We start from the raw sequence: 24,423 nt of genomic DNA on the forward strand, positions 1-24,423 counted from the left end.
TTAATAATTAATCAACCAGCAAGTTGCTATGACAATTGATTTGATGATGAGACAGTCAGACTGATCTACTGAAAACCTTAGCTCGCCATAGGCTCATAATGAAGCCGCAAGGATGATAAGGACAGTAGAAGCAGATATCCATCAGGGCCAGAGGCATACCTCAATAACAGGCCGAATATATGGGTGCAATGAACTCTTCTCATAATCGCTATCGAATGTCTTGCAAACCGGATGGGTCCATATATGGCGAGCTAGCTTTCGCAGGTGCAGGGATGCATCCTTCGGAAGCGATAGCAAATTTGTCGATGAGCACAAGGGGCTTCCAACTCCGTCAGGGGCGTCTTGGAGAATCCAAGGAGGATAGGACGAGCAGTCCTCCTTGGTCGGGTGTGGGGTCAAGCCCCACGACGTTGATTTAGCTTTTGCCTGAAAACAATAAGATCTGAATGATGTCAGAGTTCAGTGTCATCTGAGTACAGATTCGATCAACGCCAATTTCTGAGCACGACTCAGTTTTTTAACCGCGATTTCACGCTTTAGGGCATCGCTGCGAGTGCCGACTTTTTCTTGATACATCAGCGTTAATGGACCTTTACCGCGCAGATACTTAGCGGATTTGATGCCACCCGACTGATGCTCGCTAAAGCGTCGTGTGACATCTGTGGTGACACCTGTGTATAAATGCCCGTTGGCGCAGCGGACTAGATACAAATACCAGAGGGATGCTGATTTTATGGGTGTAGGCTTCAGAGGTGCAGGATTTAATGGTACGGGATTCAGCGCATCTTCTGTCGTAGCGACAGCGCTAGTCACTGGAGCAAGTGTGTCTGCCACCAGTGACTCATGTTGCTGTAAAGCGCCTCTGTCAGTATTGCCTAGGTTGACGGCTGATCCAGTCACTTGCGAATGACCTACTTCGCCATACCTAACAGACTCAAGAAGAAGGCATATTCTTGGGCTGTGTCTTGGTATTGGCGATAGCGACCACTCTTACCGCCGTGGCCAGCTTCCATATCCACATTGAATAACAACACCTTATCATCCATCTTGTACCACTTATTCTGTACATCGCGCAGTTTAGCGACCCACTTGGCGGGTTCAAAATACTGCACTTGGGAATCATGCAAACCTGTCGTCACTAGCATGTGTGGGTATTCTTGCTCGGTGACATTGTCGTAGGGCGAGTAACTCAGCATGTAATCGAAATAGGTTTTCTCGTTCGGATTGCCCCACTCGTCATACTCATTGGTCGTCAACGGAATCGACTCGTCCAGCATAGTCGTCACCACATCAACAAAAGGTACATGGGCTGCAAGGGCGAAATACTTATCCGGAGCTTGGTTAGCAATCGCGCCCATTAGCAAACCACCCGCGCTGCCACCAGAAGCGACGATCTTGTTTTTGTCGCCATAACCTTGCGCCGTTAATGCCGTTGTTACGTCAATAAAATCATTGAAGGTATTCTGCTTATTCAACAGCTTACCATTGTCATACCAAGGACGGCCGAGCATTTCTGAGCCGCGTACATGGGCAATGGCATACACAAAACCGCGGTCGAGCAAACTAATAACAGATGAAGAAAAATCGGGTTCTACTGTGTAACCGTAAGATCCATAACCGTATTGATACAGAGGGTTAGTACCATCTTTCTTGAATTTATCTTTACGATACACCAAAGAGACGGGCACTTTTGCACCATCGCGGGCCGTCACAAATATCCGTTCGGCACGATACTGGCTGGCATCGAAGCCGCCTAAGACTTGATCTTGTTTTAATAAATCACGTCTATCGGGATTCACCAGCGAATATTCGTATACGGCTTCTGGCGTCGTTAGGCTGGAGTAGAAAATGCGTAACTTATTGCTGTCTTGCTGGGAATTAATCTCTAAACCCATCACATAAGCAGGCTCATCAAAGCTCAACTCGAAGGGCTTTTGACCATTGAGCGGCATCACTTTAATCCGCGTTAGGCCATTTTCACGGGTCTGAATAATCAGATAATCCTTGAGCACCAACTCGTCTTCGATACGGGCATTGGGATTATGCGCAACCACTTCTTGCCACTTAGATTTGTCCGCTGCATCTTTAATGGCGACTTTCATCAAACGGAAGTTAGTCGCCTGCCAGTTGGTGAGAATGTAATAAGTATCACCCAGCTTAGACACACTGTATTCGTGGCCTTCTTCCCGCGCTAATACTGGCTTGAATAAACCCAGAGGATCTTTGGCATCGAGCACCGACACTTCGCTGGTCGTGGTGCTTTCTTGGAACAACACAATTTGCGACTCATCTAAGGTTTTACCAAGTGAAATATAAAATGAATCGTCTTGTTCTTCATACACTAAGACATCGCTCGATTGCTTAGTGCCCAGCTCGTGGCGATACACTTGATAGCCCAGCAAGGTTTTTAGATCTTTGGCGATATAGAACACATGCTTGTTGTCGTTCGCCCACACTACGCGACCTTCGGTATTTTCAAGCACGTCGGTGATCATGTCGCCCGAAGCCAAGTCTTTAAAATAGATGTGATATACACGGCGGCTGAGGACGTCTTCGCCAAAGGCCAACATGGTTTCATCTGGGCTGACACTGGCGCCGCCTAAACCATAAAACTCATGGCCCTTAGCTCGCTCGTTAACGTCGAGCATCACTTGCTCAACACCATCGGCGCCCTTACGGCTGATCAGCGGATATTCGCTGCCCTCTTGGTATCTGTGATAGTAGCTGTGCTGATGCCATTGGTACGGCACGCTCGACTCATCGGCGACTAAACGCTCGGTTAACTCTTTATAAAGACCATCTTGCAGCGGCTTTAATGGTTTGAAATAAGCAGCGGTATAGCGATTCTCAGCGTTGAGATAGGCCAACACTTTAGGATCTTTGCGCTCATCATCACGCAGCCAATAGTAATCATCGGTACGTGTTACGCCATGTAAAGTCATCACATGGGGAATTTTTTCAGCAACCGGGGCGGGTACTTGCCCTTTGGAGGTCGAACAAGCGGATAACAGCATAACAATACCTAAAGTGAGTAGCAGAGAGCGCATTTATACGTCCTTGTGACGTCCATAACGACCGTCGAAGAATGCGACGGCAAGTCAATTAGCTTATGTGTTCAGTATGATAGTGGTCAGGTGTGCACTAGCGCAAACATTGAACGTGAGAAGTTGCCATTCGCGGTAAATAAGAGCAACATAACCGCGTTTTTGAGCGCAAATGGCTCAAAAGCAAATTCTCAGGGCGGGGTGAAACTCCCCACCGGCGGTAAATGGGTAACGACTAAGTGATTATTTTGCTGAGCGACACCCAAAGCCCGCGAGCGCCCGAAATCACTTTCGGGGTCAGCAGATCTGGTGCCTTAGATTTTGCCTAGTGCAAAACTGACTATTCCAGAGCCGACGGTAATGGACTGTTTGCTTCAATGGCGACAGTGCTGAGTCCGGATGGAAGAGAATGTAAGACAACACCTTGCGGTATTTAAGTGCAACGCACTTATGTATTGCAGTGTTAGCCTCATGTTTTGCAATAACTTCACCCCAAGTGAAGTGATATTGCTACAGCAAAATCGAGCCTTTTGGTTTGATTACGTTGTATTTCTGCACGCCCTGATTCTGGATATTCCAATGTCGTTTATTTAAGGATATTAACCATGAATCAGTCTTTACTTGCTCCTTTTGGTACTGCTATCGAACGCGTTGAAGCGGGTCTTAATGCCCTGCGTCAAGGCCAAGGTGTGTTAGTTGTCGATGACGAAGATAGAGAAAACGAAGGCGATTTAATTTTCGCTGCCGAGACACTGACGAACGCTCAAATGGCCATGCTCATCCGTGAATGTAGCGGTATTGTTTGCCTGTGTTTACCCGATGCAAAAGTCAAAGCCCTAGAGTTACCCCCTATGGTGGAAAACAACTCGAGCCAATACGGCACGGCGTTTACTGTGAGTATTGAAGCTAAAGTCGGTGTGACTACAGGGGTTTCTGCCGCCGATCGCGTGACCACCATTAAAGCGGCGATTGCCGATGGCGCTAAGCCAAGTGATCTCGCTCGTCCTGGCCATGTGTATCCACTTCGCGCCCAACCGGGTGGGGTATTGACCCGCCGTGGTCACACTGAAGGCACTATTGATTTAATGCAACTCGCGGGTTTAAAAGCCGCTGGCGTATTGTGTGAAGTCACTAACACCGATGGCACTATGGCGCGTTTGCCCGAAATTATTGCCTTCGGGGCGCAGCACAATATACCCGTATTAACGATTGAAGATATTGTCGTTTATCGCAAATCATTGCTGGCCAATGTCGGCTAGATAACACGCCAATCGCCTGAATCTAGGGCATTGATTTAAATAGAAGGACGTTTAGCTGCCGCAAACGTCCTTTTTATTTAAGTAGATTTACCGTTAACAATCGCGTTCCACCTAATGCACTAAAAAACCGATGAAAGGTAAAGTTAAACAAGTCATTCTTTCGAATGATGAAATACTGCTTCACATCACAGACAAAGCAAATGCTTGTTTGATAGGTGCAAAATAGGTTAATAAAAATAGTCTCTTAGCATGATATATAACAATTTGCTTAATTTCGTGACCTAGATTAGATATCCATAAACTAAAGGTCGCGGTAGCTGGCTGCCTATGTTAAATATCCTCACCCTGTGCCTAGTCCTATTTGTAACTCGGATTCAACGTTATTACGTTGAATTTTCTTTTTCTGCCTAGGCGAACGAGTGGAGTGATCTTTAATGCCGTCAGCGCTACACCATCTCAGTTTGAAGCAAAAGCTCATTCTGTTTTCGTTAGTCCCATTATTAATGATGAGCTTTTTCATTCTGACGCGCATGCATGACTTAATAAAGGAATCACACTCGGCCAAGCACAATCATCTTGCGGTACAAACAACGGTACAAATCACAGAGCTACTCTATCAGTTGCAAAACGAATATGGTCTAAGTACAAATCAGCGACCAACCGATGAAGTGCTATTACAGCAACAAGCGACTAGATCAAAAGCACTCAATGCGTTATTGAACGGTGAGCCTTTAGAGCATCTTCTGGAGGCGCTCGACCCTAAAAGTATTGAAGCAAACAAAATGAACGCATTGTTGGATGCGCTCAAACTCACTGGCCACAAGCTCGCTAACGTTCACCAAAACCACACAGACGAAACACTGAGTCAGTTTACGGAACTCTATAATCAATTCCACACTCAGCTTTTGCAGCTCATTCAGTTATTACAGTTACAAACCAATGAAATCAGTCAGTCCCGTGCCTATACCGATCTATTGAACCTACTTATGGTGCAGGAGTTGGCCGTAAAAGAACGAAGTGCCATCAATCAATTACTGCTCAGCAAATCACTCAATATTAATGATTACCGCACCATAATCTCCTTTATGTATGAATATGAGCGAGCCGTGATGCACGCGAGTAATGCATCAATTTCCGATAGAAGGTCCTTACTGCAAAACCTACAAGATTCGCCAGAAAATCAACGCATTCTGCAAATCAGCAAGCAAATTGAACAACAAACTCGCATTAGCGCTCTGGCACAAAATATTAATGCCTACTTAGGTTACGGTGGCTTAATGGGCAGTTTTCAGGACTATTTGCTTAAGGGCGATGAGATTTCACTGCAAAAATTTAATGCAGCACTTGCGACGATTCAGCTTAATTTGGATGAACTCAGTCACGAGACTCGTTCTCTACCCGAATTTAAGGTGGCGCTGAAAACCATTGAGGACAGCATAAATCAATACCAGTTCAGCATGGTCAAGTTGCAGCAACTGAAGCAGCAAGGTTTGCCGATGATGGAGATCAAAGCCATCGCGCAAGTCCCAGCCAGTGAGGACAAATTAAGCCAAGCGATGAGCCAACTATTAATGCCGCCACATCCAATTGATAGCCAGGAGTGGTGGGATCTCACCACTCAGCGTATCAATCAACTACATTTGCTGGCGCAAAATATCACCAAGAACATGGCGCAGCAGAGCGAATATCAACAAAACCACACCTTAATCTTACTCGGCTTATACTTGTTCTCGGCTTTGTTCACCGCGACCATCACACTTTGGCTTGGACAAAAGATCATCCGCAATTTTATGGATAAGATCACTAAGATTGCCAATGACATGCAGCAAATGGCAGCAGATCCACAGCTCAATATTAATATCCAAGTCTCAGGCACAGATGAACTCGCTCGCATGGCCCGTGCCATGAACCGTATGATTAGCGAACGGCAAAAAGCAAACCATGCCCTAAGCCGTGCCGCAGCTGTGTTTGACTATTCTGCCGAAGGCATAATGGTGACAGATGCCGACAACCATATTGAACTGGTCAACCCCGCGTTTTGCCACATTACGGGCTATTCATTGGAAGAAGTAAAAGGCCGCAGTCCCTCCCTACTCAGCTCTAGCCGTCATCCTAAGCACTTTTACACCGCCATGTGGGAGTCACTACAAAAAGAAGGGAAATGGGAGGGTGAAGTTTGGAATAAACGCAAAGATGGCCAAGTATATCCCGAGTATCTAGCGATTACTGTGGTGCGAAATGAGCAAGGTAAAATAATCCAACATATTGGTTTATTTATGGATATCAGTAAGCGAAAGCAATATGAGCAGGATCTTTGGTATCAGGCCAACTTCGATGGATTAACTGGACTGCCTAATCGTAAGCTGTTCAATGAACGACTGCAGCACGAAATCCATGTGGCGCAGCATGACTCTCGCAAGCTGGCTATCTTGCTGATTGATTTGGATCAATTCAAATATATCAATGATGTACAAGGCCATGCCACTGGCGACTTATTACTTAAAGATGTCGCAAAGCGCTTAGAAGGCATTGCGGGGAGAACCGATTTTATCGCACGTATCGGTGGCGACGAGTTTGTGCTTATCTTGCCACGACTGACTAACGAACTCGCCATCGAACACATGGCAACCCGAATCATTGAAACCTTAGGTATGCCATTTAACTTAAATGACCGCGAGATCCAGATTTCAGCCAGCTTTGGTATCGGCGTCTATCCCGAAGATGGCCTCGATGTCAGCTCACTCACCCGCAATACCGAAACCGCCATGTATCAAGCCAAAGATGCAGGGCGGAACAATTTTAAATACTTCACCGCGGGTATGAATCAAGCCATGTTCGCCCGGATGGAGTTAGAACAACGTCTACGCCGTGCCGTGGCACAAAATGAATTTGCCCTGCATTATCAACCTATCGTGGATATGCAAACCGGAAGTGTCTGCAGCGTCGAAGCCGTTATCCGCTGGCAAGACCCCGAGCTTGGGTTGATCCCGCCGGATCAATTTATCCCATTAGCCGAAGAAACCGGATTGATAGAGCCTATGGGCGAATGGGTGCTCAACCAAGCCATGCATGATCTGAGACAATGGCAGAAAAGTGGCTTAAATATCAATGTCGCGATTAATGTTTCCAGCCGCCAATGTATCAATACACGCGGCATGGGATTCGACCAAGTGTTGCAAGAGTGCTTCAACCGCCACCACGTTAACCCACGAAATGTGCATATTGAGATCACTGAAAGCATGCTGATGGGCGATGCCAGCCATTGCTTGAGCACGCTCGAGTCTATTCGTCATTTAGGCTCGCAAATCTATATCGATGACTTTGGTACGGGTTATTCTTCCCTGAGTTATCTGAAAAAATTCCCGATTTCAGTGATTAAAATCGACCGCAGCTTTGTGGAAAATGCCCTCGAAAATAACTCGAACGCCAACTTAGTCAAAGCGATTGTCATGATGGGGCAAAGCCTAGAAATGGAGTTAGTTGCTGAAGGCATAGAAACCGAAGCACAGTGGCACTTCCTACGAGATTTAGGTTGTCACTTCGCTCAAGGGTATTTGATCTCCAAACCGCTCCCCTTCAATGAAATCACTCCCTTGCTACGCATCAAGCACACAGCACTGTTGAATGATGGCTATCAAGATAAATGCGTGAATATCTAAGCTTATAAAAAATAAAACGATAAAGAACAAAAAAGCAGCCTAGGCTGCTTTTTTGTGGCAAATAAAACGGACTTAAGCCTGTGGTTGGCCTTGGCCGTTCATTATGCTTTCGCCACCCTTAGAGGCTAGCTTAGCTAAATCTTTATCAATAAAGAACAGTGCCTTACCATCTTCGCCCACTAAACGTATCTTATCGACAATCGACTTAAACAGCTTTTCTTCTTCATGCTGCTCAGCGACATACCATTGTAAGAAGTTAAAGGTTGAGTAATCTTGATTCGAAAATGCGGCATGGGCCAAGGCATTGATCTGACGGGTAATAAGCTGCTCATGCTCATAGGTTAATTCAAACAACGCCAGTAAAGAATCGAACTGTGACTGTGGCGCCGCAATCGCACCTAACAAAGGTAAGCCACCGGTTTCACTCACATACGTGAACAGACGACGCATATGGCCCATTTCTTCATCCGCGTGCTCACGCATAAACTTAGCTGCGCCTTCAAATCCCTGATCTTCACACCACGCACTCATTTGCAGGTATAAATTTGAGGAGAAGAACTCCATATTAATTTGTTCATTCAACTTTTCGATCATAGTTGCAGACAGCATAGTAAATCCTCTTTTGCATTCGAACTGAATCATGGGGGACATTGTCATCAAGGGGGTCGACAAAAGCAACAAAATTTACCTTTGGATTTCTTGCTAAGTTAATGATTCATTGATAAAAATGATTTTCATTTGTTCATCGACTCGCGTTCAACCCTCGAATTAGCGCAGTAAATTGTGTGACTTCTAGCGAGGTTATCGCCCAAAGTGGCAGAAAAAACTGACTGCCCTATCACAGAAACTCACATGCAAATCATAGCCATCCCAGATCACCGTGGCATAATAGCCAGTCATAATCAGGTGGAAATTCATTCAGCGTCATTACGACCCATTGCATATAAGGCAGACCCTAATGTCCGTAACAGCCGATCCTTGTTCGCAACCTAGCTTAATGCATCCAGATCAAGCTATTCCCCTTTTGCTCGAGCAAGTTAGCCCAGTGTCAGACACCGAAGTCGTATTGCTTCCCCATGCCCTTGGCCGCGTCCTAGCAGAAGATTTAGCTTCCTGCATCGACCTGCCGCCCTTTAACAACTCCTCTATGGACGGCTACGCCTTCCGTTTTGTCGACTTAAATACGCAAACCAATCAGACCGCATTACGCCTTATCGGCAGTTCCTTCGCCGGCCATGGTTTTAAAGGTGAAGCCAAACCTAATACCTGCGTACGGATCATGACAGGCGCGCCTGTGCCTACAGGTTATGACACAGTGCAAATGCAGGAAGAAGCCGAGGTTGAAGGTGAGATTATTCATATCCGCCATCCTAGGGCACAAGGCGCCAATGTGCGTTGCCGCGGTGAAGAACTCACCCAAGGCACTAAAGTGCTCAGTGCTGGCATTCAAATTGGTGCTGCCGAACTCGGGGTGTTGGCCACTATTGGTGTTAGCCAAGTGCGAGTTTATCGTCAGCTTAAAGTGGCCTTTTTCTCCACTGGCGATGAACTGCGTCCCGTTGGCAGCGAATTAGCCCTAGGACAAATTTACGATTCAAACCGTTACTCGATCCAAGGTTTACTCAGCCGCGCTAACGTGGAATGGCTCGATTTAGGCGTAATAGCCGATGATCCTGAAGCCATACGTCAGGCATTTCGCCATGCTGCCAGCCAAGCCGACATGGTATTAACCTCGGGTGGCGTGTCGGTCGGTGAAGCAGATTTCACCAAACAAATTCTTGATGAGGAAGGCAAAATTACCTTCTGGAAACTCGCCATCAAACCAGGCAAGCCCTTTGCCATGGGCCGTATCGGCAAAGCAATATTCTGTGGTTTACCGGGGAATCCCGTATCTTCTATGGTGACGTTTTACAAACTCGTTTGGCCAATACTGAACAAGATGCAGGGCTTAACCCCAGTTGCACCTTTGATGTTAGACGCTACGCTCACCACGCCTGTACGTAAACAACCGGGCCGCGTCGAATATCAACGGGGCGTTTTAAGCCGTAATGCACAAGGTAAACTTGAAGTTGCCATTACTGGTAGCCAAGGTTCTGGCATGTTGACTTCGATGAGCTTAGCAAACTGTTTCGTTTTATTGGAGCAATTCCAAGGTGATACTCCCGCTGGCACCCAAGTGACTGTCGAGCCATTTAACAGCGTGCTTTGCTAGGAAAATCCCAATGAATGTGCCAAAAGATATTCTCAGCGACAGCGAACTCTTAAGATACAGCCGCCAAATATCCATCAAGGCTATGGATATCGACGGTCAAGAACGCTTAAAACAAGCCAAAGTGCTCATGATAGGCGCTGGCGGTTTGGGCTGTGCCGCCAGCCAGTACCTCACGGTTGCGGGTATTGGTGAACTGACACTGGTCGATTTTGATACAGTTGAATTATCCAACTTGCAGCGCCAAGTGCTGCATCAAGATGCCAATGTCGGCCAGCCTAAAGTCGAATCGGCTAAACAGAGCCTCATGCAGCTCAATCCCTTTATTAAGATCAACATTATCAATGCAGTATTAGATGATCATGAGATTGACGCCCTAGTCGCCGATCACAATCTAGTGCTCGACTGCACCGATAATGTCAGTGTGCGCGAGCAACTTAATCTCAGCTGTTTTAAGCATAAAGTGCCCTTAGTGTCTGCCGCGGCAATTCGGATGGAAGGCATGGTCACTGTGTTCGATTATCACAGCGAAACGCCTTGTTATCATTGCTTTAGCGCCCTATTTGGCGAGCAACAACTGAGCTGCGTTGAATCGGGTATCCTAGCACCAGTGGTCGGTATGATAGGTTGTTTGCAGGCGGTTGAAGCTATCAAGGTGATCACTGGCATGGGTAAAACCTTAGCAGGACGCATTTTGATGATCGATGCGATGACGATGGAGTTTCGCGAGATGAAGTTACCGAAACAAGCCAACTGCAGTGTTTGTGGCACTAAAGGGGCTTAGGTTGTTCTCGCTTGAAAAACGGCTTTATTTACACTAGCTTAATTGCCACCGCTTAATTTGCCGTCATATAGCTCAACACTGATGACGCTTAATGGCCCGTTAAAATAAGGAAATCATAAGGAAAACATATGGATTCGGAAAACAGTGTATTTGACCGCATGACCACAGACGACCCCATAGTTGGCGCAGGTATTTACAACCTCGTTATCGGCCTCACGCTGATTTGGGGTTTTGCAGTTAACTATTGGATGGTCACCAATATCGACCCAGAGGCGATTGCCAGTGTTAATCCTTGGATTTTCTTTATCGGCTATTTCGCCTCCTGTTTCTTTGGGATTTATCTGTTCCAAAAATCGACTAATCCCGTTGTCAGTTTTATTGGCTACAACTTTGTAGTCGTGCCCTTCGGCTTAATTATCAATATGGTGGTCAGTCAATACGATCCCGAATTGGTGACCGAAGCCATTCGTATCACAGGGCTAGTGACCATAGCCATGATGTGTTTAGGCACACTCTTCCCCGCCTTTTTCCAAAAAATTTCCGGCGCACTCACGATTGCTTTATTGCTCGTTATCGTCGTCGAACTGATTGAAGTGTTTATCTTTAATACTCACCACGGCATTTTAGATTGGATAGTCGTGCTGATTTTCTGCGGTTATATTGGTTATGACTGGGGACGAGCGAATCAAATCCCTAAAACCATAGATAATGCCATCGATAGCGCCGCCGCTTTGTATATGGATATCATCAACTTGTTCCTACGGATCCTGCGGATTTTAGGGCGAAAATAACTCACCAAGGAGTGTCTATGAAAATCAAATTCCTGCTTGTTACTGCTCCACTTCTGGCGAGTGTGGTATTAGTCGGATGCAGTGATACTGAACAAGTAAAAATAGCCAATCCCGCCTCTGAGTATTGTGTCTCCATTGGTGGCAACTTAACAATTGAGAAAACCGCTGAAGGTGAACATGGGATCTGCACCTTACCCAGCGGTGAAGCAATTGAAGAGTGGGCGTTATTCCGTCGCGATCATAAGGAAGAAAAGCCGCAGTAGCAGTAACAGTGGCTATTTTTACCTTTAATAAAAACAGGCGCCATTAGCGCCTGTTTTGTTAGCAGTACTTAATTGGGTCATACTCAACAGTCTTAACGGGCTAAGTGTTCACCGCGCCAGATTTTGCGCTTAGATGCTGACTGGAAACTCCACGCTAAAACCCGCGTAATTTTATTACCCTGCTGCATCTCAATCGTTTTCACAGTATCGACTTTCAACTGCGCTAAGGCTTGATAACAAGGTTTCAGGTTTTCCTTCTTCGACACTAGACTGGTAAACCATAAGCATTGATCTGCAACCATTTGGCTCTCACGGATCATAGTCGTTAAAAACTGTCGTTCACCGCCTTGGCACCAAAGCTCAGCCGCTTGACCGCCGAAATTCAGCTTAGGTGCAACCTTTACCAAGCCACCCCGATTGAGCTGCAGATTATTCACCTTACGCTTTGTACCTTCGCTCGCCTCAGCCATAGAGGCATGAAATGGCGGATTGCACAGGGTTAACGCAAAACGTTCTCCGGCTTGAATGATTCCCTTGAAGACCGCCTTGTCATTTGGCTGTAATCGTAAACTTATCTGCCCTTGCAGCACTGGGTTTTGCTCAATAATACTCTGCACATTACTGAGTGAATGGGCATTAATATCCGAGGCGACAAATTGCCAACCGTATACTTGGCAACCCAATATGGGATAAATACCGTTCGCGCCAGTGCCGATATCTAATACCCTAGTTTTATCCAAAGCAAATACATCATCGCCTTCGGCTAGAAGGTCTGCTAAATAATGTAAATAATCGACTCGACCGGGAATAGGAGGACATAACGCTCCATCAGGAATATCCCAAGATTCAATCCCATAATGGTGTTTCAGTAGCGCCGCATTAAGGATTTTAACTGCTAACGGATCGGCAAAATCGACCGATAAAGCCCCATAAGGCGTGGGTCGAACAAAGGCTTTTAGCTTAGGGAATGAACTCACCAGCGCCGGAAAATCATAGCCGTTCAAGTGTACATTTCGAGGATGCAAAGCTTTTTTGATCTCAGCACTAGGCCTGTTTTTGACCGACTTCACTTTGCCTTTCACCTCAGTTCTAGCCTGCTTTGGTGCTTTAGTTTTTGCATGACCAATGCTGGCTGTACTAGTTAGGCGTTTCGCAGTCACTAATTGGACGGGTTTCACGGCAGGTTTTGACATAATAGCTCTTGTAACGCAATGGGCCGACCTGAGTCAGCCCATGGAATGGGGCAGTAAATTAATCGTACAGATAAGAGGTGAACAATAAGTTTACGATCAAGGGTTTGCCAGCTTCTTTGGTGATCAAGTTGTTGACCATTTCAAAGCACTCACGACGAATCTCTTCACGACCCGTGAGCGACTTAATCTTCTCTTCCGATTGATTGCCTAACACTTCAACAATTGCGGCTCGCAATAATGGATTATGGAGCTCAATTGTCACTAGATCATCTGGACTCTTTACCATTAACTCAACGCTAATCTTCACAAAACCCAATTTCTTGCGATTAGAAATATAGTTAGTGACAATTTCGGGTTCGAAACCATAGTAGGCATACTCACCCGTAGGTGGGGTTGCTGCTGCAGGTGCAGCTTCTTTTTCATCGGCCGCATAAACACTGAAAACACTTGTAAACAGGATAAGACAGACTGAGAGTAATTTTTTCATAGCGACTTACGGCTCCCTAAAACAATAATGGTAATGGAAGAAACTTCCCAATCTATATAGCCAAACAACCTGAAGATGCAGTATCCGTATCTGGAAGTAGCTTGGGTATATACCCAAACAACCTGAAGATGCAGTGTCCGTATCTGGAAGTAGCTTGGGTATATATGCTCGCGTCGCGACATGCTAGACTGCCGACGTTTGTTTATATTGTAACGAGTATTTAATGAATGTGACTAGCTTAAGCTTTCCCTATGGTGAATCTATTCAGTGGTTTTCAGCCGATCTAGCCGACAAACTCCCCAAATCGCCCTTGAAAGAATGGTTGCTTGCCACTGGCAGCCTAACGCAAAAACTCAAAACTTGCTGCGCTCAATTTGAAGTAAAGATACTAGGCGAAGGACTGCATGCTCCCTTAGAGGGCGAATATCCCCAGCAAGGTGCTGTATGGATCCGTGAAGTCTTGCTTTGCCTCGACTCGATACCTTGGGTATTTGCCAGAACCTTAATCCCTGAAAAATTAATGGCCGAGCGCAAAATGGATTTCCTTAGTTTGGGTACTCGCCCCTTAGGTGAATTACTGTTTAGCCAAGATAACTTCATCCCCGGTAGAATCGAAGTTGCCAGTTTCGAAACCTGTAGTCGCCTTGCCCACTTAGCTGAAAGTTTAGATCAAAGTGTCGAACATGCACTCTGGGGACGCCGCCGCTATTTCCATCACGGTGAGCATGAAATGATCGTCAGCGAAATCTTTCTGCCAGCGGCCGAGCAAGCTATCCGTCAGTTGTAAACTTTAGACTTCATCCAAAGCTTAGTCAGAATTTAGCCTCAAGACAGATAAAAAATGCCTCTAGATCAGAGGCATTTTTGTTCGTGTTTCAAACAATCAACTTAGTGGACATTTAACTTAGTGCACATTTAACTGGCGGCGCCAAGTCAATAAGCTAAGGAAGGCAAGGCTTAACCAACCTAAGCTGCCGCCACCTGAACTCTCACTGGCCGGCGGAGTTACTGGAGGCGTAACAGGTGCAACAACCGTTACCGTCGAACTGCTAATCGCCTTAGTATTTTGCGCATCGATAACCGTAAGTGTCACTGTATAAGTGCCAGCCTTCGCATAGGTATGGGTTGGCGCCGTGACAGTGCTTGTCGTGCCATCACCAAAATCCCAAGCGTAGGTTAATACTCCCATACCACCATCAACGTTACTGGTGAAGTTCACCGCTAATTGACTAACTGTCTTACCAAAACTGACAGTTAACGGCGCTATAGCATCAGAGTTCGCATTCGCAAGACGAATAACCGCAGTACCATTGTTGCTGGCTTGAGATAGTACCTGCATTGTCAACCCTAGCTGCTGCAACACCATACCTGACTGTGGCTGTAGTGGCGCGCTGTAATCAAAACTGTCATCGAACAGGCTGACAGCATCGCGATGATTGTCCTCAAAATAGAAGGTTTGATTTACTGTACTAAAGGCCGCATCACGAATTTGTACGTCGGTAGAGCGAGTGCCAATCATGTTTTGGTCAGCATCAATCACGCCAATCAAGCCATGGCCAGCATGGTTTGAAACGTTATTGTCACTGTAGCTAAAATTTTCTAACCAGAGTAAAACTCCGGGATCAAAGCTTTTTGCTTTCAAACCCGCATCGACACCATTATGGCTACGCAGCTGGATAATATAACGAGACTGAGATTTGGGATCCGGACGAGAATCCTTAATCCGGCTATAGCCGTAAAACGTCATTTTATCCGCGACTTCAGCGTTATCACTATATAACTCAGTGGTATTTTGTTTAACGCTGATATTATCAATAGCGATCCCTGACTTAGAGGTTAAATCATCGGTGACATAGTTGATCTCAACAGCAACAGATTTTCCAGAATATGCTGATAAATCATATTCTAATGTTACCCAAGCATCACGACCTTCCGCCTGAGCAAGCGCAGACGATTCACCAGTGATGATATGACGAGCGCTATTTATCCCATTGTTCGACTTAGTGTAATTACCCGCAATGGCCGCACCATCCACTTTCACCTGGATGTAGTCAAAGTCAAGTTCAATACTCCAACTGGCCTTCATACTCAGAATCAGTTTATCTGTGGTTACGGCAGGTAATTTAACATTAAAAATCATGCTGTTATTCAGCATATTTCCTTGGCCAGAATAGTACTGATAACTGCCCTGATAAGGTGTTTTAAAAGGAATTAGCGTTGGAGGAAGTGGAATAGAGATCTGATTAACCGCCTGATGATTAACCGCCTCATTCAACGTCACTTCCATGCCTGATTTGGGAATGCTATCTAAGGTGATTTCACGTTCATTCAACCACTTACCTTTGTATCTTTTCTGTAGATAAGATCGAGCATAAGGGCTAAAACCACTCGGCTGAGCGCCAGGAATAGCACCAGCCCAACTACCACCAGACATTAAAGACCATAGCCCCACAGGCGAGCCGTCTTTCTTATCATTTTCAGAGGTATCGTACTCATCAGGCAGACCTAGATCATGGCCAAACTCGTGGGTACACACGCCCGTTGCCGCATCAATAGGCTGGATTGTATAACCGAATACTTTTTTGTTCGTACCAGGAAGCGCATAACCATTGGTTGCTTGGTCGACATAATATCGATGCGACCATATCGCACTCGATCCTAGTTTTCCGCCGCCGACCTCTTCGCCTACGCTAGAGTGGAAAATCATCACATGGTCGATAATGCCATCGGGCTCATCGTAAATACCGTTATTGTTCAAATCATTCTGATCTTCAATATCATAGCTAGCCAGCTCTGCTTCAGACATATTTGCAACAGCTTGAGATACGGCTTCTTTTACCAATTGTTCGACCTGTGAATCACTACGGGTATCTGGATCATTAACACCATAGTATTCAGCATTTTGCGAGGCGGTATACCAGCCCTTCACATCCCCAGTAAAGGAGAAGGTTTGCCCAGAAACCGCTTGATAATATTGATACCCCGAATCTAACGTCTGCCCCTGTGGACCTTTGAAGCCCGTAGGCGAAAAGAGTAATTCCTTGTAGTGGGACGCAGGATAACTCGGGTAATACATGTCTGTATCCCCCGCTTTTAAGCCATTGTCATCATGTTTTAGATCAGCAAAATCCACTAATACTGTGAGCACTTTAACGGTTTTCTTTACATCCGCATCGGCCTGTAAACGCTGTGCGGGTGAGCGCATCATTTGCGATGACTTAGCTCTTTGTAGACGCGCATGTTCAGCTTCAACTTCGATGCGCGGCGCTTTGGGTTGTGCCAAAGTGGCGCGATGAATATAAGCTTCTATCGCCTCCTGCTTTACGCTATCACTGGCATCGGCGGCCACTTCGCCACGCTTAATCAACCAATATAAAATTCGATCTTTATTAATCACACCCGCATCTGCAGGCGTATGATTCGGAGCTGCAATACTCGCGCCGTTAATCAATGCCAACATCAGTCCAAACGCTGTTACGCCTTTTGTACTTCGCATTTTTAACATCCTTCTGTAACAGCTAACGCCGTTTACGCCATTCTATTTATTAAGACTAGTGTCTCTTTGTATTAAGACAAATTGCCTTTAATTAGTAACCTACTCAGGGTTTATCCGCCTTCAAGTGATAGAGACAGAGTTTTCGACATTAGCAGCACTGCACCTCAGTAACAACTTGATACACCTGTTCGCAGGTAAGATTTGCACTTTTGTCAGCAAACATTCAGCAAACCTCTGTGCTGACTCAATTCCAAGCCAAATCTCTGCCATAAAAAAAACCGCATTAACAACGTTAATACGGTTTCGTTTTGATCAAACTAGATAAAGTTAGCCAGCGGTTTTCAGATAGTTTGAAATACCGTCGAGGAACATTTGTACTGAGATCATGACCAGCACCATACCCATCAAACGTTCAACTGCTGTGAGCCCCTTTTCCCCCAGCACACGGGTGAAAAGTTTATAAAACATTAAGATCACCGCACTCGCCCCCCAAGCTGACACTAACGCTATGGTCCAATCGCCCATACGTGAGCTATCGGTATGCGCTAGTAAAATCAAGGCTGCAAGAATCGATGGGCCAGCCATCAAGGGAATAGCCATAGGCACGATAAAAGGCTCTTCTCCCGCGGCTAATCCAACGACACCACCGGGTTGGGGGAAGATCATCTTAATCGCGATCAAAAACAGAATAATACCGCCTGCAATACTCACAGATTCGGAACGAAGATTTAAGAAACTTAAAATGGCTTCACCCGCATAAAGAAAAGACAGCATGATCACTAAGGCGAAAAGTAACTCTCGGATCAGTACCTTACGACGTTTCTTGGGATCGATATGCCGTAGAATCGACGCGAAAATCGGCAAATTCCCCAAAGGGTCCATGATCAGAAACAACATTACCGCAGCAGAAAATATATCCATTTAACGTATCAACACCCAAGTCAACATAGGCCGATATTGTATAACCTTTTCTCGAGTTAGATCTGAAAATTTCTCCGCAGAATGGCCAAAGTGAATAAAATTCTCACCTTCAAAACACAGTATAAAATGTCAGTTGAGTAAATTGCCTGCAAGTCACTGCTCACTTTGCTTTACAGCTGGTATACTATGGCGTTTTTTCAGCAAATTTTCCGTGGAATCCATGCTCTATCTTCTTGCTAGCTGTATCGCACTCTTAATTGGCCCTCTGTTTTATCGCTACTTCTCATCGAGTAGTGGCTTACAAAAGGGGCTCGATGGTTTTATATTCGTCTCATTAGGCGGATTAGTGCTGATCCACATCTTGCCAGAATTACTCGAGCATGGTGGCATGCTTGCGATCGTCTTTGTACTCCTCGGCATCTGGGGGCCTACCGCCAGCGAACGCCTATTTCACCGTTATTCAGAAGTCACCCATAATTTTACGCTTTTCTTGGGTATTGGTGGCTTATTACTGCATACCATCACCGATGGCACCGCTATGGTTTTGGCGCAGCAAGACGATAACTCCATTCTGCTAGCTCTTGGTGTCATACTCCACCAATTACCCGTCGGTTTTGCAGTATGGTGGATACTAAAACCCCATCTCGGAACACGTTGGACACTCATGATCTTTGCAGCCCAGATGCTATTTACAGGCATAGGCTATTTCGCCGGTGAGCAACTACTTCCTTATTTAAATATCGATGACACTGTCTACTTACAAGCCTTTATTACTGGCACAATTCTGCATGTGGTACTACATCAACCCCATGGTCAGCATGAAAGTGATACGCAAGGCAAATATGAATACCAAGCTGGCATAGGTAGTTTGCTCGGCATCGGTTTACTCGTGATATTGCTATTAATGGATTCAGGCGGCCACGAACATGCCCACCATGATCACAGTACAGAGCAATTAATGACTTGGCTATTAAAGCTCGCACCCGTGTTGCTGCTAAGCTATGGTGCGGCTGCGCTACGCTTTAAATTAGGTTTGACGCCGCAGGATGGCAGTTTAGCCCGTCGCTGGTTCCAACGCTTAGCAGGGCCTGAAGCCTTAGTGATCACAGCTCTACTTCTTGGTCCTTGGTTAGCGTTATTCCAATTGCTTGTAGTGTTTATTCTGAGTGCATATTTAAGCCATGCTAACGTCACCATTACCGATCCACACACTAAATTACCCAGCAATTCACTGCGTTTCGGCTTTGCTCATTTAGTCGATCGCAGCGCACCTTGGATTTTACTCAGCCTAGTATTAGTGAATTTAATTGGCCACCCTTCAATACCCTTAAGCAATCCATTGCTACAGGTTGTTGTGCTATTGCTTGTATTTTTACCTATGCGTTTCTGCAACTTAGGCGCCGCCGTCCTCGCTCTTGCACTGGCCTATAGTGGCTGGAGTCCTATCGCGATTATGATGCCGCTGATTGCAGCACCTGTGCTCAACATAGCTCAGCTTAAGTTAATGACATGGACGCAAAGGGCGATATTACTGAGTATTATTGCGCTGAGTTTAGCCGCAGCATTACGCTTGCCACTATGGTTCTCCTTATTTACCTTGCCTGAAGTCGTGAACTTAATTGCACTACTGATCCTCTCAGGGTTGTTTGCTGCCAGCTTACTGCGCTTAGGTCCACGTAAATTTTTACGCCGCTTAATGCTCAGCAAACCGGTAGCTCATGCGCATAGTCACGCCCATAGCCATTCCCACGAGAATACACATACTCACGAATCTAGCGCTTCGCACACAGACGAGCAGAAACCTGTTGCGACACCTAGTGCTGATAAACATGTACATGAACACGCAAAAACGGATAAGCACTCGCACCACTAACGCTGTTCATTTGTGAGCAGACAGGCTAAGTTAATCTACCTTTGGATTAATTTAGCCTGCTATGTGCATACTCTTTGTCGCCATTAATGCCCATCCTAAGTATCCCTTAATCATCTGTGCCAACCGCGATGAATTTCATCATAGACCAACTGCGCCAGCGCATTTTTGGCCGCCGGAAGAAAACATACTCGCGGGTAAAGATCTGCAGGCCGGTGGCACTTGGTTTGGCATCAATAAACAAGGACAAATCGCTGGCGTAACCAATCTGCGCGTTCCGCAAAAGAACCCTGAAGCCATGCGTAGTCGTGGCGAGCTAATTACTATGACGCTCAACTCAGGGTCGCTCGTGTGCCCTAATTGGCTCGTTGAACATAGCGACAATTATCAGCCGTTCAATCTCATCTTCGGCCAAGGCACTGACTTATATTGTTTTAACAGTATCAATAAAGACACAGTAAAACTTGCCGATGGATTTCATGCCATTAGCAATGGTGCACTCGATGATATTTGGCCGAAAATGGCGAAGGGACAGCAGGCGTTAGAAGCGGCAATCAGCCAGTCCAGCAGTATAGAAGTGCAAGTACTGTTACAACTAATGAAAGACGATTCCCAGCCGCAAGATAATGAGCTGCCGAATACGGGAGTGGGGATCGAGTGGGAACGGCGTTTAGCTGCGATTTATATTCGTCACCCCGACTATGGTACCCGCTCCACCAGCATTCTGCTTGAAGATGCTGAGGGCGGTATGCATTTCACCGAAGTGAGATACGATGGCAAAGGTAGACAGCTTGGACAGCAGGATTTCCATTTAACTCTGCCCGCCGAGCCGCCAGCCAAACCAGACTGTTTATTATCGCAAATCTAATTTGAACTGCTGTGCAGCACTGAGTGTAAAGGACACGGTTTAGTCTGAACTGTGGTCCATAGTGATCACCCAACGATCGTCGATTTTTTCAATCAACAGAGTAAACACGCCCGTTGGGGCATCTTTTATCCGCCGTAAATCCCAGCGCCCAACAACCATAGCGGCGTAATTACTGAGCATTTTGATTTCTTTGATAGTGAACTTCAGTTCACCAAGCGCTTCTTTATTTGGATAATTTTTCTTATAGGCAGCGAGAGTTTCTTCCCAGCCAAAACGAAACTTACCATTAGAGACAAAACGCAGTTGATCATTCTTCCAATAGCCTTGCATATAAGCATCGAGATCGCCGCGATTCCAGGCGTCTTCTTGGCCTTTGAGCATCTGCGTAATTTCATCCGTCGGCACCGCATTAACATGACAAGTCAGCAAGAGTAACAGCGCCGCAAAAACACGCTGCCAGATAACCTTGTTTAATAGTCCATTTTTCAACATAGTATCGTTCCCCCACAATCAATCAGGTTAAACTGTATTATACCCAAGCTACCTCAAGATACGAGTTTCAGAGCGTCTAGGGTACACCAATTCAAGGCGCTTCAATGAAAGAATGTCGACCACCTTTTGAATTGATGCAACACGGAAGTGGGGTGCCCTAGGCGCTCCGTCCCGGCGGGTTTTAACGCATTTTATGCCGTGTTGGCTATTTTTAACTTAGTCCACTAGGTCCGCAAATAGCCGCCTTGCCTAAAATGCGTTCAATTCCCGCTGAATCCTGCATCTTGAGGTTGTTTGGGTATATCGCGAATTAAGTACAGACTATCTTGTTTAAGCCAGTTTAAAATCTAAAAAAGCTAATGATATTATTAATTTTTCGACTCTGGGCACCGAACTATGTTTACACCACTTTGCCGTTGGCTACTTAAAACTTCAGGCTGGCAGATAGAAGGCCAACTGCCCGACTGTGCTAAATACATCATCATAGTTGCGCCGCACACTAGTAACTGGGATTTCATTGTCGGCATTTTAGCCCGTGGCGCCCTAGGTATCCGCATTCACTTTCTCGGCAAACACCAACTCTTTATCCCGCCTTGGGGCTGGTTTTTCCGCGCCATTGGCGGCAGTCCGGTGGATCGGCGCAAGAACAACAACTTAGTCGATGCCGCCGTGCAGCTGTTTGAGTCAAAATCCGATTACAAGTTAGCGCTAGCGCCAGAAGGCACCCGCGGCCCAGTGACGCGTTGGAAGTGCGGCTTTTATCATATCGCCACCAAGGCCCAAGTACCCATTGCTCCCGTAGGCTTAGACTTTAGCCGCCGCACTGTCGTTATCCGCACGCCACTGCAACCCAGTGACGATATCGTGACCGACATGCAAGAGATTTTGAGCTTCTATCGCACCATTAAAGGCCGTCATCCCAAGGTGATCCCTGATTTTATAGCAAGTGCTAAACATTAACATTTATTCCATTTAGAGCAGCAAATATGCAACCCGAAACTTGGTTACTCTATCTCTTCGCCATTGTATTGATTGGGATTTCACCAGGTCCTATCGCTATGTTGTCTATGTCCCATGGGATCCACTTCGGCAAGATGCGCAGCATAGCCACAGGCCTTGGCAGTGTTAGCGCCGCTTTAATCTTAATGATGGCGTCAGCGGCAGGACTGGGGGCGATTATTAGCGCCTCAGAATACGGTTTTACTCTGCTCAAATGGTGCGGCGCGGCCTATTTAGTATTTTTAGGTATTAAGCTGTTATTGACGAAAAACCAAGGTCAAGCCCTTGAAGTTAGCCCGTCAGAGGGCAAAGGTACGCCTTGGCAGCTTTATAAACAGGCGTTTCTAGTGGGGATCAGTAATCCGAAGGATTTACTGTTTTTTGCCGCCTTGTTTCCGCAATTTATCAATCTTGCCGCGCCGCAATTACCGCAACTGACCATTCTTGCAGTCACTTGGGCCGTGGTGGATTTTAGCTTTGTGATGATTTATGCCTGCATGGCCAATGTACTTGCGCCCAGCCTAAAGGCGAGCAACAAGCTGCATTGGTTTGACAGAACCAGCGGCGGTGTATTTATCACCTTAGCCGCGATTCTTGTCTCTCGAAACTAAATCGATAATCATCGACAGTCATCAAACTAGTCGACCTTAACAGACTTTAAACTGCGAATATCATTGCCGGTGGGCGCTTGGAACGCCTGCAGACCAAACTCAGGCAATATTGCAAAAACATGGTCGAAGATATCCGCTTGTATCGCTTCATAAAATGCCCAGCGAGTGTCGTTAGTGAAGATATAAATCTCGATCGGTAGGCCCTCTGTGGTTGGCGCGAGCTGCCGCACCATTAGTGTCATGTCCTTGTGCACCTTATCGTGACGCTGTAGGTATTCCTGCAGGTAAGCGCGGAAGGTGCCAACGTTAGTCAAATGGCGACCATTCACTTTCATATCAAGGTCAGAGACTCTGGCATTCGCCTCACGAATTTCATTTATTTTTGCGGGGAAATATTCTTTTAAGCAATTGATCTTACTGAGACGTTCGCGCTCTTCCTCGGTCAAAAACTTTATACTGTTGATATCGATATTGATCGCGCGTTTGATCCTGCGACCGCCCGACTCAGACATACCCCGCCAGTTGCGAAACGCATCCGACACTAAGGCATAAGCAGGGATCATAGTGATGGTTTTGTCCCAGTTACGCACTTTCACTGTGGTCAGCGAGACTTCTTCTACCGCACCGTCGGCGCCGTATTTGTCCATCTGGATCCAGTCGCCTTTACTCACCATACGGTTAGCCGCTAACTGAATGTCCGCCACAAAACCTAAGATAGTGTCGCGGAACACTAACATCACAAAACCCGTTGCCACACCTAAGCCGCTGAGGAAGTACACAGGTGATTGATCGGCCAAGATTGAGATAGAAACGATAATCCCAACAAAGAATAAAAATAGCTTAGTTAACTGTACGAAACTCTTAACAGGCAAGCGCCGACTCACCAGATTCACATCTGAAATTTCATCAACCGCATCCATACCTGCATACATAGCGCGGATAATCAGCACCACTAACCAAATACTCAGTAATCGGTCGACTAGCCCGCTTAGCAGTGGATGCTCAGTCAGCGCGATTGGCACTAATAGATTAAGTACGATAGCGGGCACAAGCATGGCCAGCTTTTCAAGCACCTTATAACGCATGAATACATCGTCCCACGTCGCCTTAGAGCGCAGGATTACCATATTCACCGCACGAATCACCACGCGTCGGACAATAAAATAAGCGATGCTCGCTAACAGTAAGCAAGCAATGACCATAACTGTGGTCGATATTCCATCAGAGGGTTGGCTATCAATCCCAAAGCCCGCTAACCATGCCGAAATTTCGAGCCTTATTTCCTGATCCACAATTTCACTCCAACGTAGGCGCTAGCGCAACAAACCCATACAAAGGTAACTGCCGAGTTGACCTCGGTTAAATATCACCCTAGAAAACACTCAAATCAAAACACAAAATATTTACAAATACTTATTTTAAAAGAGATTTTAGCATTTTGAATTGACCCCGCACACAGGAAAATGAACAATATTTC

The 24,423-nt window shown here is 46.0% G+C and carries 20 protein-coding genes and 1 riboswitch; of the genes, 11 read left to right on the forward strand and 9 right to left on the reverse strand.

Annotation, left to right across the window (positions count from 1 at the left end; all coding sequences use genetic code 11):
- Positions 1-465 precede the first annotated feature (465 nt).
- Both L5M38_RS13285 and L5M38_RS13290 read right to left on the reverse strand, forming a co-directional pair.
- The gene (locus L5M38_RS13285; protein WP_263170248.1) at positions 466-900 is read right to left on the reverse strand and encodes a GIY-YIG nuclease family protein; all 435 of its coding nucleotides are present in this window, start codon (positions 898-900) and stop codon (positions 466-468) included.
- 11 nt (positions 901-911) lie between these two features.
- The gene (locus L5M38_RS13290; protein ID WP_263170250.1) at positions 912-3,047 is read right to left on the reverse strand and encodes a S9 family peptidase; all 2,136 of its coding nucleotides are present in this window, start codon (positions 3,045-3,047) and stop codon (positions 912-914) included.
- Positions 3,048-3,227: 180 nt separating this feature from the next.
- Positions 3,228-3,459: riboswitch (FMN riboswitch) on the forward strand.
- Positions 3,460-3,649: 190 nt separating this feature from the next.
- Between L5M38_RS13290 and ribB the strand changes: the two genes are divergently transcribed.
- On the forward strand, positions 3,650-4,303 hold the full coding sequence (gene ribB / locus L5M38_RS13295) for a 3,4-dihydroxy-2-butanone-4-phosphate synthase (protein WP_105250977.1): 654 nt from the start codon (positions 3,650-3,652) through the stop codon (positions 4,301-4,303).
- A gap of 434 nt (positions 4,304-4,737) precedes the next feature.
- Positions 4,738-7,962: an EAL domain-containing protein gene (locus tag L5M38_RS13300; RefSeq protein ID WP_263179402.1), complete on the forward strand. Its 3,225-nt coding sequence runs from the start codon at positions 4,738-4,740 to the stop codon at positions 7,960-7,962.
- A gap of 72 nt (positions 7,963-8,034) precedes the next feature.
- Here the strand turns inward: L5M38_RS13300 and ftnA are convergent, their stop codons facing one another.
- Complete coding sequence (gene ftnA, locus L5M38_RS13305; RefSeq protein ID WP_105250975.1) at positions 8,035-8,571, reverse strand: non-heme ferritin; 537 nt, start codon at positions 8,569-8,571, stop codon at positions 8,035-8,037.
- A gap of 349 nt (positions 8,572-8,920) precedes the next feature.
- On the opposite strand from ftnA, the gene glp reads away from it, so the two are divergent.
- The 4 genes from glp (at position 8,921) to L5M38_RS13325 (ending at position 12,009) form a co-directional block, all read left to right on the forward strand.
- Positions 8,921-10,174 (forward strand): gephyrin-like molybdotransferase Glp, encoded by a 1,254-nt coding sequence (glp, locus tag L5M38_RS13310; RefSeq protein ID WP_168826933.1) that lies wholly within the window; start codon positions 8,921-8,923, stop codon positions 10,172-10,174.
- Between the two features lie 10 nt (positions 10,175-10,184).
- Positions 10,185-10,955 carry a molybdopterin-synthase adenylyltransferase MoeB gene (gene moeB, locus L5M38_RS13315; RefSeq protein WP_263170254.1) on the forward strand — a complete coding sequence of 257 codons (771 nt, stop codon included), beginning with the start codon at positions 10,185-10,187 and terminating at the stop codon, positions 10,953-10,955.
- Between the two features lie 128 nt (positions 10,956-11,083).
- Positions 11,084-11,746 carry a Bax inhibitor-1 family protein gene (locus L5M38_RS13320; RefSeq protein WP_168826929.1) on the forward strand — a complete coding sequence of 221 codons (663 nt, stop codon included), beginning with the start codon at positions 11,084-11,086 and terminating at the stop codon, positions 11,744-11,746.
- 17 nt (positions 11,747-11,763) lie between these two features.
- Entirely contained in the window at positions 11,764-12,009 is a 246-nt protein-coding gene (locus L5M38_RS13325) for a DUF333 domain-containing protein (RefSeq protein ID WP_263170257.1), read from the forward strand.
- 92 nt (positions 12,010-12,101) lie between these two features.
- Here L5M38_RS13325 and rlmF read toward each other — a convergent pair whose 3' ends face one another.
- Both rlmF and L5M38_RS13335 read right to left on the reverse strand, forming a co-directional pair.
- Entirely contained in the window at positions 12,102-13,202 is a 1,101-nt protein-coding gene (gene rlmF, locus L5M38_RS13330) for a 23S rRNA (adenine(1618)-N(6))-methyltransferase RlmF (RefSeq protein WP_263179403.1), read from the reverse strand.
- A 58-nt stretch (positions 13,203-13,260) separates the two neighbouring features.
- Positions 13,261-13,689, reverse strand: a complete 429-nt coding sequence (locus tag L5M38_RS13335) for a flagellar basal body-associated protein FliL (RefSeq protein WP_105250969.1) — start codon at positions 13,687-13,689, stop codon at positions 13,261-13,263.
- Positions 13,690-13,912: 223 nt separating this feature from the next.
- On the opposite strand from L5M38_RS13335, the gene L5M38_RS13340 reads away from it, so the two are divergent.
- Positions 13,913-14,476: a chorismate--pyruvate lyase family protein gene (locus tag L5M38_RS13340; protein WP_131525672.1), complete on the forward strand. Its 564-nt coding sequence runs from the start codon at positions 13,913-13,915 to the stop codon at positions 14,474-14,476.
- Between the two features lie 117 nt (positions 14,477-14,593).
- On the opposite strand, the gene L5M38_RS13345 is transcribed toward L5M38_RS13340, so the two are convergent.
- Positions 14,594-17,185, reverse strand: a complete 2,592-nt coding sequence (locus L5M38_RS13345; RefSeq protein WP_263179405.1) for an immune inhibitor A domain-containing protein — start codon at positions 17,183-17,185, stop codon at positions 14,594-14,596.
- Positions 17,186-17,512: 327 nt separating this feature from the next.
- On the reverse strand, positions 17,513-18,106 hold the full coding sequence (locus L5M38_RS13350; protein ID WP_011848195.1) for a YhgN family NAAT transporter: 594 nt from the start codon (positions 18,104-18,106) through the stop codon (positions 17,513-17,515).
- 220 nt (positions 18,107-18,326) lie between these two features.
- Here L5M38_RS13350 and L5M38_RS13355 point away from each other — a divergent pair, with 220 nt between their 5' ends.
- Entirely contained in the window at positions 18,327-19,979 is a 1,653-nt protein-coding gene (locus L5M38_RS13355; protein WP_219251754.1) for a metal transporter, read from the forward strand.
- 61 nt (positions 19,980-20,040) lie between these two features.
- The gene (locus L5M38_RS13360; RefSeq protein ID WP_113941261.1) at positions 20,041-20,844 is read left to right on the forward strand and encodes an NRDE family protein; all 804 of its coding nucleotides are present in this window, start codon (positions 20,041-20,043) and stop codon (positions 20,842-20,844) included.
- Positions 20,845-20,883: 39 nt separating this feature from the next.
- Here L5M38_RS13360 and L5M38_RS13365 read toward each other — a convergent pair whose 3' ends face one another.
- The gene (locus L5M38_RS13365; RefSeq protein ID WP_113941260.1) at positions 20,884-21,336 is read right to left on the reverse strand and encodes a YybH family protein; all 453 of its coding nucleotides are present in this window, start codon (positions 21,334-21,336) and stop codon (positions 20,884-20,886) included.
- 396 nt (positions 21,337-21,732) lie between these two features.
- Here L5M38_RS13365 and L5M38_RS13370 point away from each other — a divergent pair, with 396 nt between their 5' ends.
- Together L5M38_RS13370 and L5M38_RS13375 are read left to right on the forward strand one after the other, a co-directional pair.
- Positions 21,733-22,296, forward strand: coding sequence for a lysophospholipid acyltransferase family protein (locus tag L5M38_RS13370; protein ID WP_263179406.1), 564 nt, complete (start codon positions 21,733-21,735; stop codon positions 22,294-22,296).
- 26 nt (positions 22,297-22,322) lie between these two features.
- Positions 22,323-22,946: a LysE family translocator gene (locus tag L5M38_RS13375; protein ID WP_263179407.1), complete on the forward strand. Its 624-nt coding sequence runs from the start codon at positions 22,323-22,325 to the stop codon at positions 22,944-22,946.
- Between the two features lie 26 nt (positions 22,947-22,972).
- Here the strand turns inward: L5M38_RS13375 and L5M38_RS13380 are convergent, their stop codons facing one another.
- The gene (locus L5M38_RS13380; protein ID WP_263179408.1) at positions 22,973-24,238 is read right to left on the reverse strand and encodes a mechanosensitive ion channel family protein; all 1,266 of its coding nucleotides are present in this window, start codon (positions 24,236-24,238) and stop codon (positions 22,973-22,975) included.
- Positions 24,239-24,423 lie beyond the last annotated feature (185 nt).

This window comes from Shewanella sp. SM101 (assembly GCF_025654465.1).
In the GTDB taxonomy this organism is placed as follows: Bacteria; Pseudomonadota; Gammaproteobacteria; order Enterobacterales; family Shewanellaceae; genus Shewanella; species Shewanella oncorhynchi.

What these genes read in the sequence shown, in the direction of transcription:
- L5M38_RS13290 (WP_263170250.1), bottom strand. Translation starts at nt 3,047, where the DNA reads ATGCGCTCTCTGCTACTCACTTTAGGTATTGTTATGCTGTTATCCGCT.
- ribB (WP_105250977.1), top strand. Translation starts at nt 3,650, where the DNA reads ATGAATCAGTCTTTACTTGCTCCTTTTGGTACTGCTATCGAACGCGTT.
- L5M38_RS13300 (WP_263179402.1), top strand. Translation starts at nt 4,738, where the DNA reads ATGCCGTCAGCGCTACACCATCTCAGTTTGAAGCAAAAGCTCATTCTG.
- ftnA (WP_105250975.1), bottom strand. Translation starts at nt 8,571, where the DNA reads ATGCTGTCTGCAACTATGATCGAAAAGTTGAATGAACAAATTAATATG.
- glp (WP_168826933.1), top strand. Translation starts at nt 8,921, where the DNA reads ATGTCCGTAACAGCCGATCCTTGTTCGCAACCTAGCTTAATGCATCCA.
- moeB (WP_263170254.1), top strand. Translation starts at nt 10,185, where the DNA reads ATGAATGTGCCAAAAGATATTCTCAGCGACAGCGAACTCTTAAGATAC.
- L5M38_RS13320 (WP_168826929.1), top strand. Translation starts at nt 11,084, where the DNA reads ATGGATTCGGAAAACAGTGTATTTGACCGCATGACCACAGACGACCCC.
- L5M38_RS13325 (WP_263170257.1), top strand. Translation starts at nt 11,764, where the DNA reads ATGAAAATCAAATTCCTGCTTGTTACTGCTCCACTTCTGGCGAGTGTG.
- rlmF (WP_263179403.1), bottom strand. Translation starts at nt 13,202, where the DNA reads ATGTCAAAACCTGCCGTGAAACCCGTCCAATTAGTGACTGCGAAACGC.
- L5M38_RS13335 (WP_105250969.1), bottom strand. Translation starts at nt 13,689, where the DNA reads ATGAAAAAATTACTCTCAGTCTGTCTTATCCTGTTTACAAGTGTTTTC.
- L5M38_RS13340 (WP_131525672.1), top strand. Translation starts at nt 13,913, where the DNA reads ATGAATGTGACTAGCTTAAGCTTTCCCTATGGTGAATCTATTCAGTGG.
- L5M38_RS13345 (WP_263179405.1), bottom strand. Translation starts at nt 17,185, where the DNA reads ATGCGAAGTACAAAAGGCGTAACAGCGTTTGGACTGATGTTGGCATTG.
- L5M38_RS13350 (WP_011848195.1), bottom strand. Translation starts at nt 18,106, where the DNA reads ATGGATATATTTTCTGCTGCGGTAATGTTGTTTCTGATCATGGACCCT.
- L5M38_RS13355 (WP_219251754.1), top strand. Translation starts at nt 18,327, where the DNA reads ATGCTCTATCTTCTTGCTAGCTGTATCGCACTCTTAATTGGCCCTCTG.
- L5M38_RS13360 (WP_113941261.1), top strand. Translation starts at nt 20,041, where the DNA reads ATGTGCATACTCTTTGTCGCCATTAATGCCCATCCTAAGTATCCCTTA.
- L5M38_RS13365 (WP_113941260.1), bottom strand. Translation starts at nt 21,336, where the DNA reads ATGTTGAAAAATGGACTATTAAACAAGGTTATCTGGCAGCGTGTTTTT.
- L5M38_RS13370 (WP_263179406.1), top strand. Translation starts at nt 21,733, where the DNA reads ATGTTTACACCACTTTGCCGTTGGCTACTTAAAACTTCAGGCTGGCAG.
- L5M38_RS13375 (WP_263179407.1), top strand. Translation starts at nt 22,323, where the DNA reads ATGCAACCCGAAACTTGGTTACTCTATCTCTTCGCCATTGTATTGATT.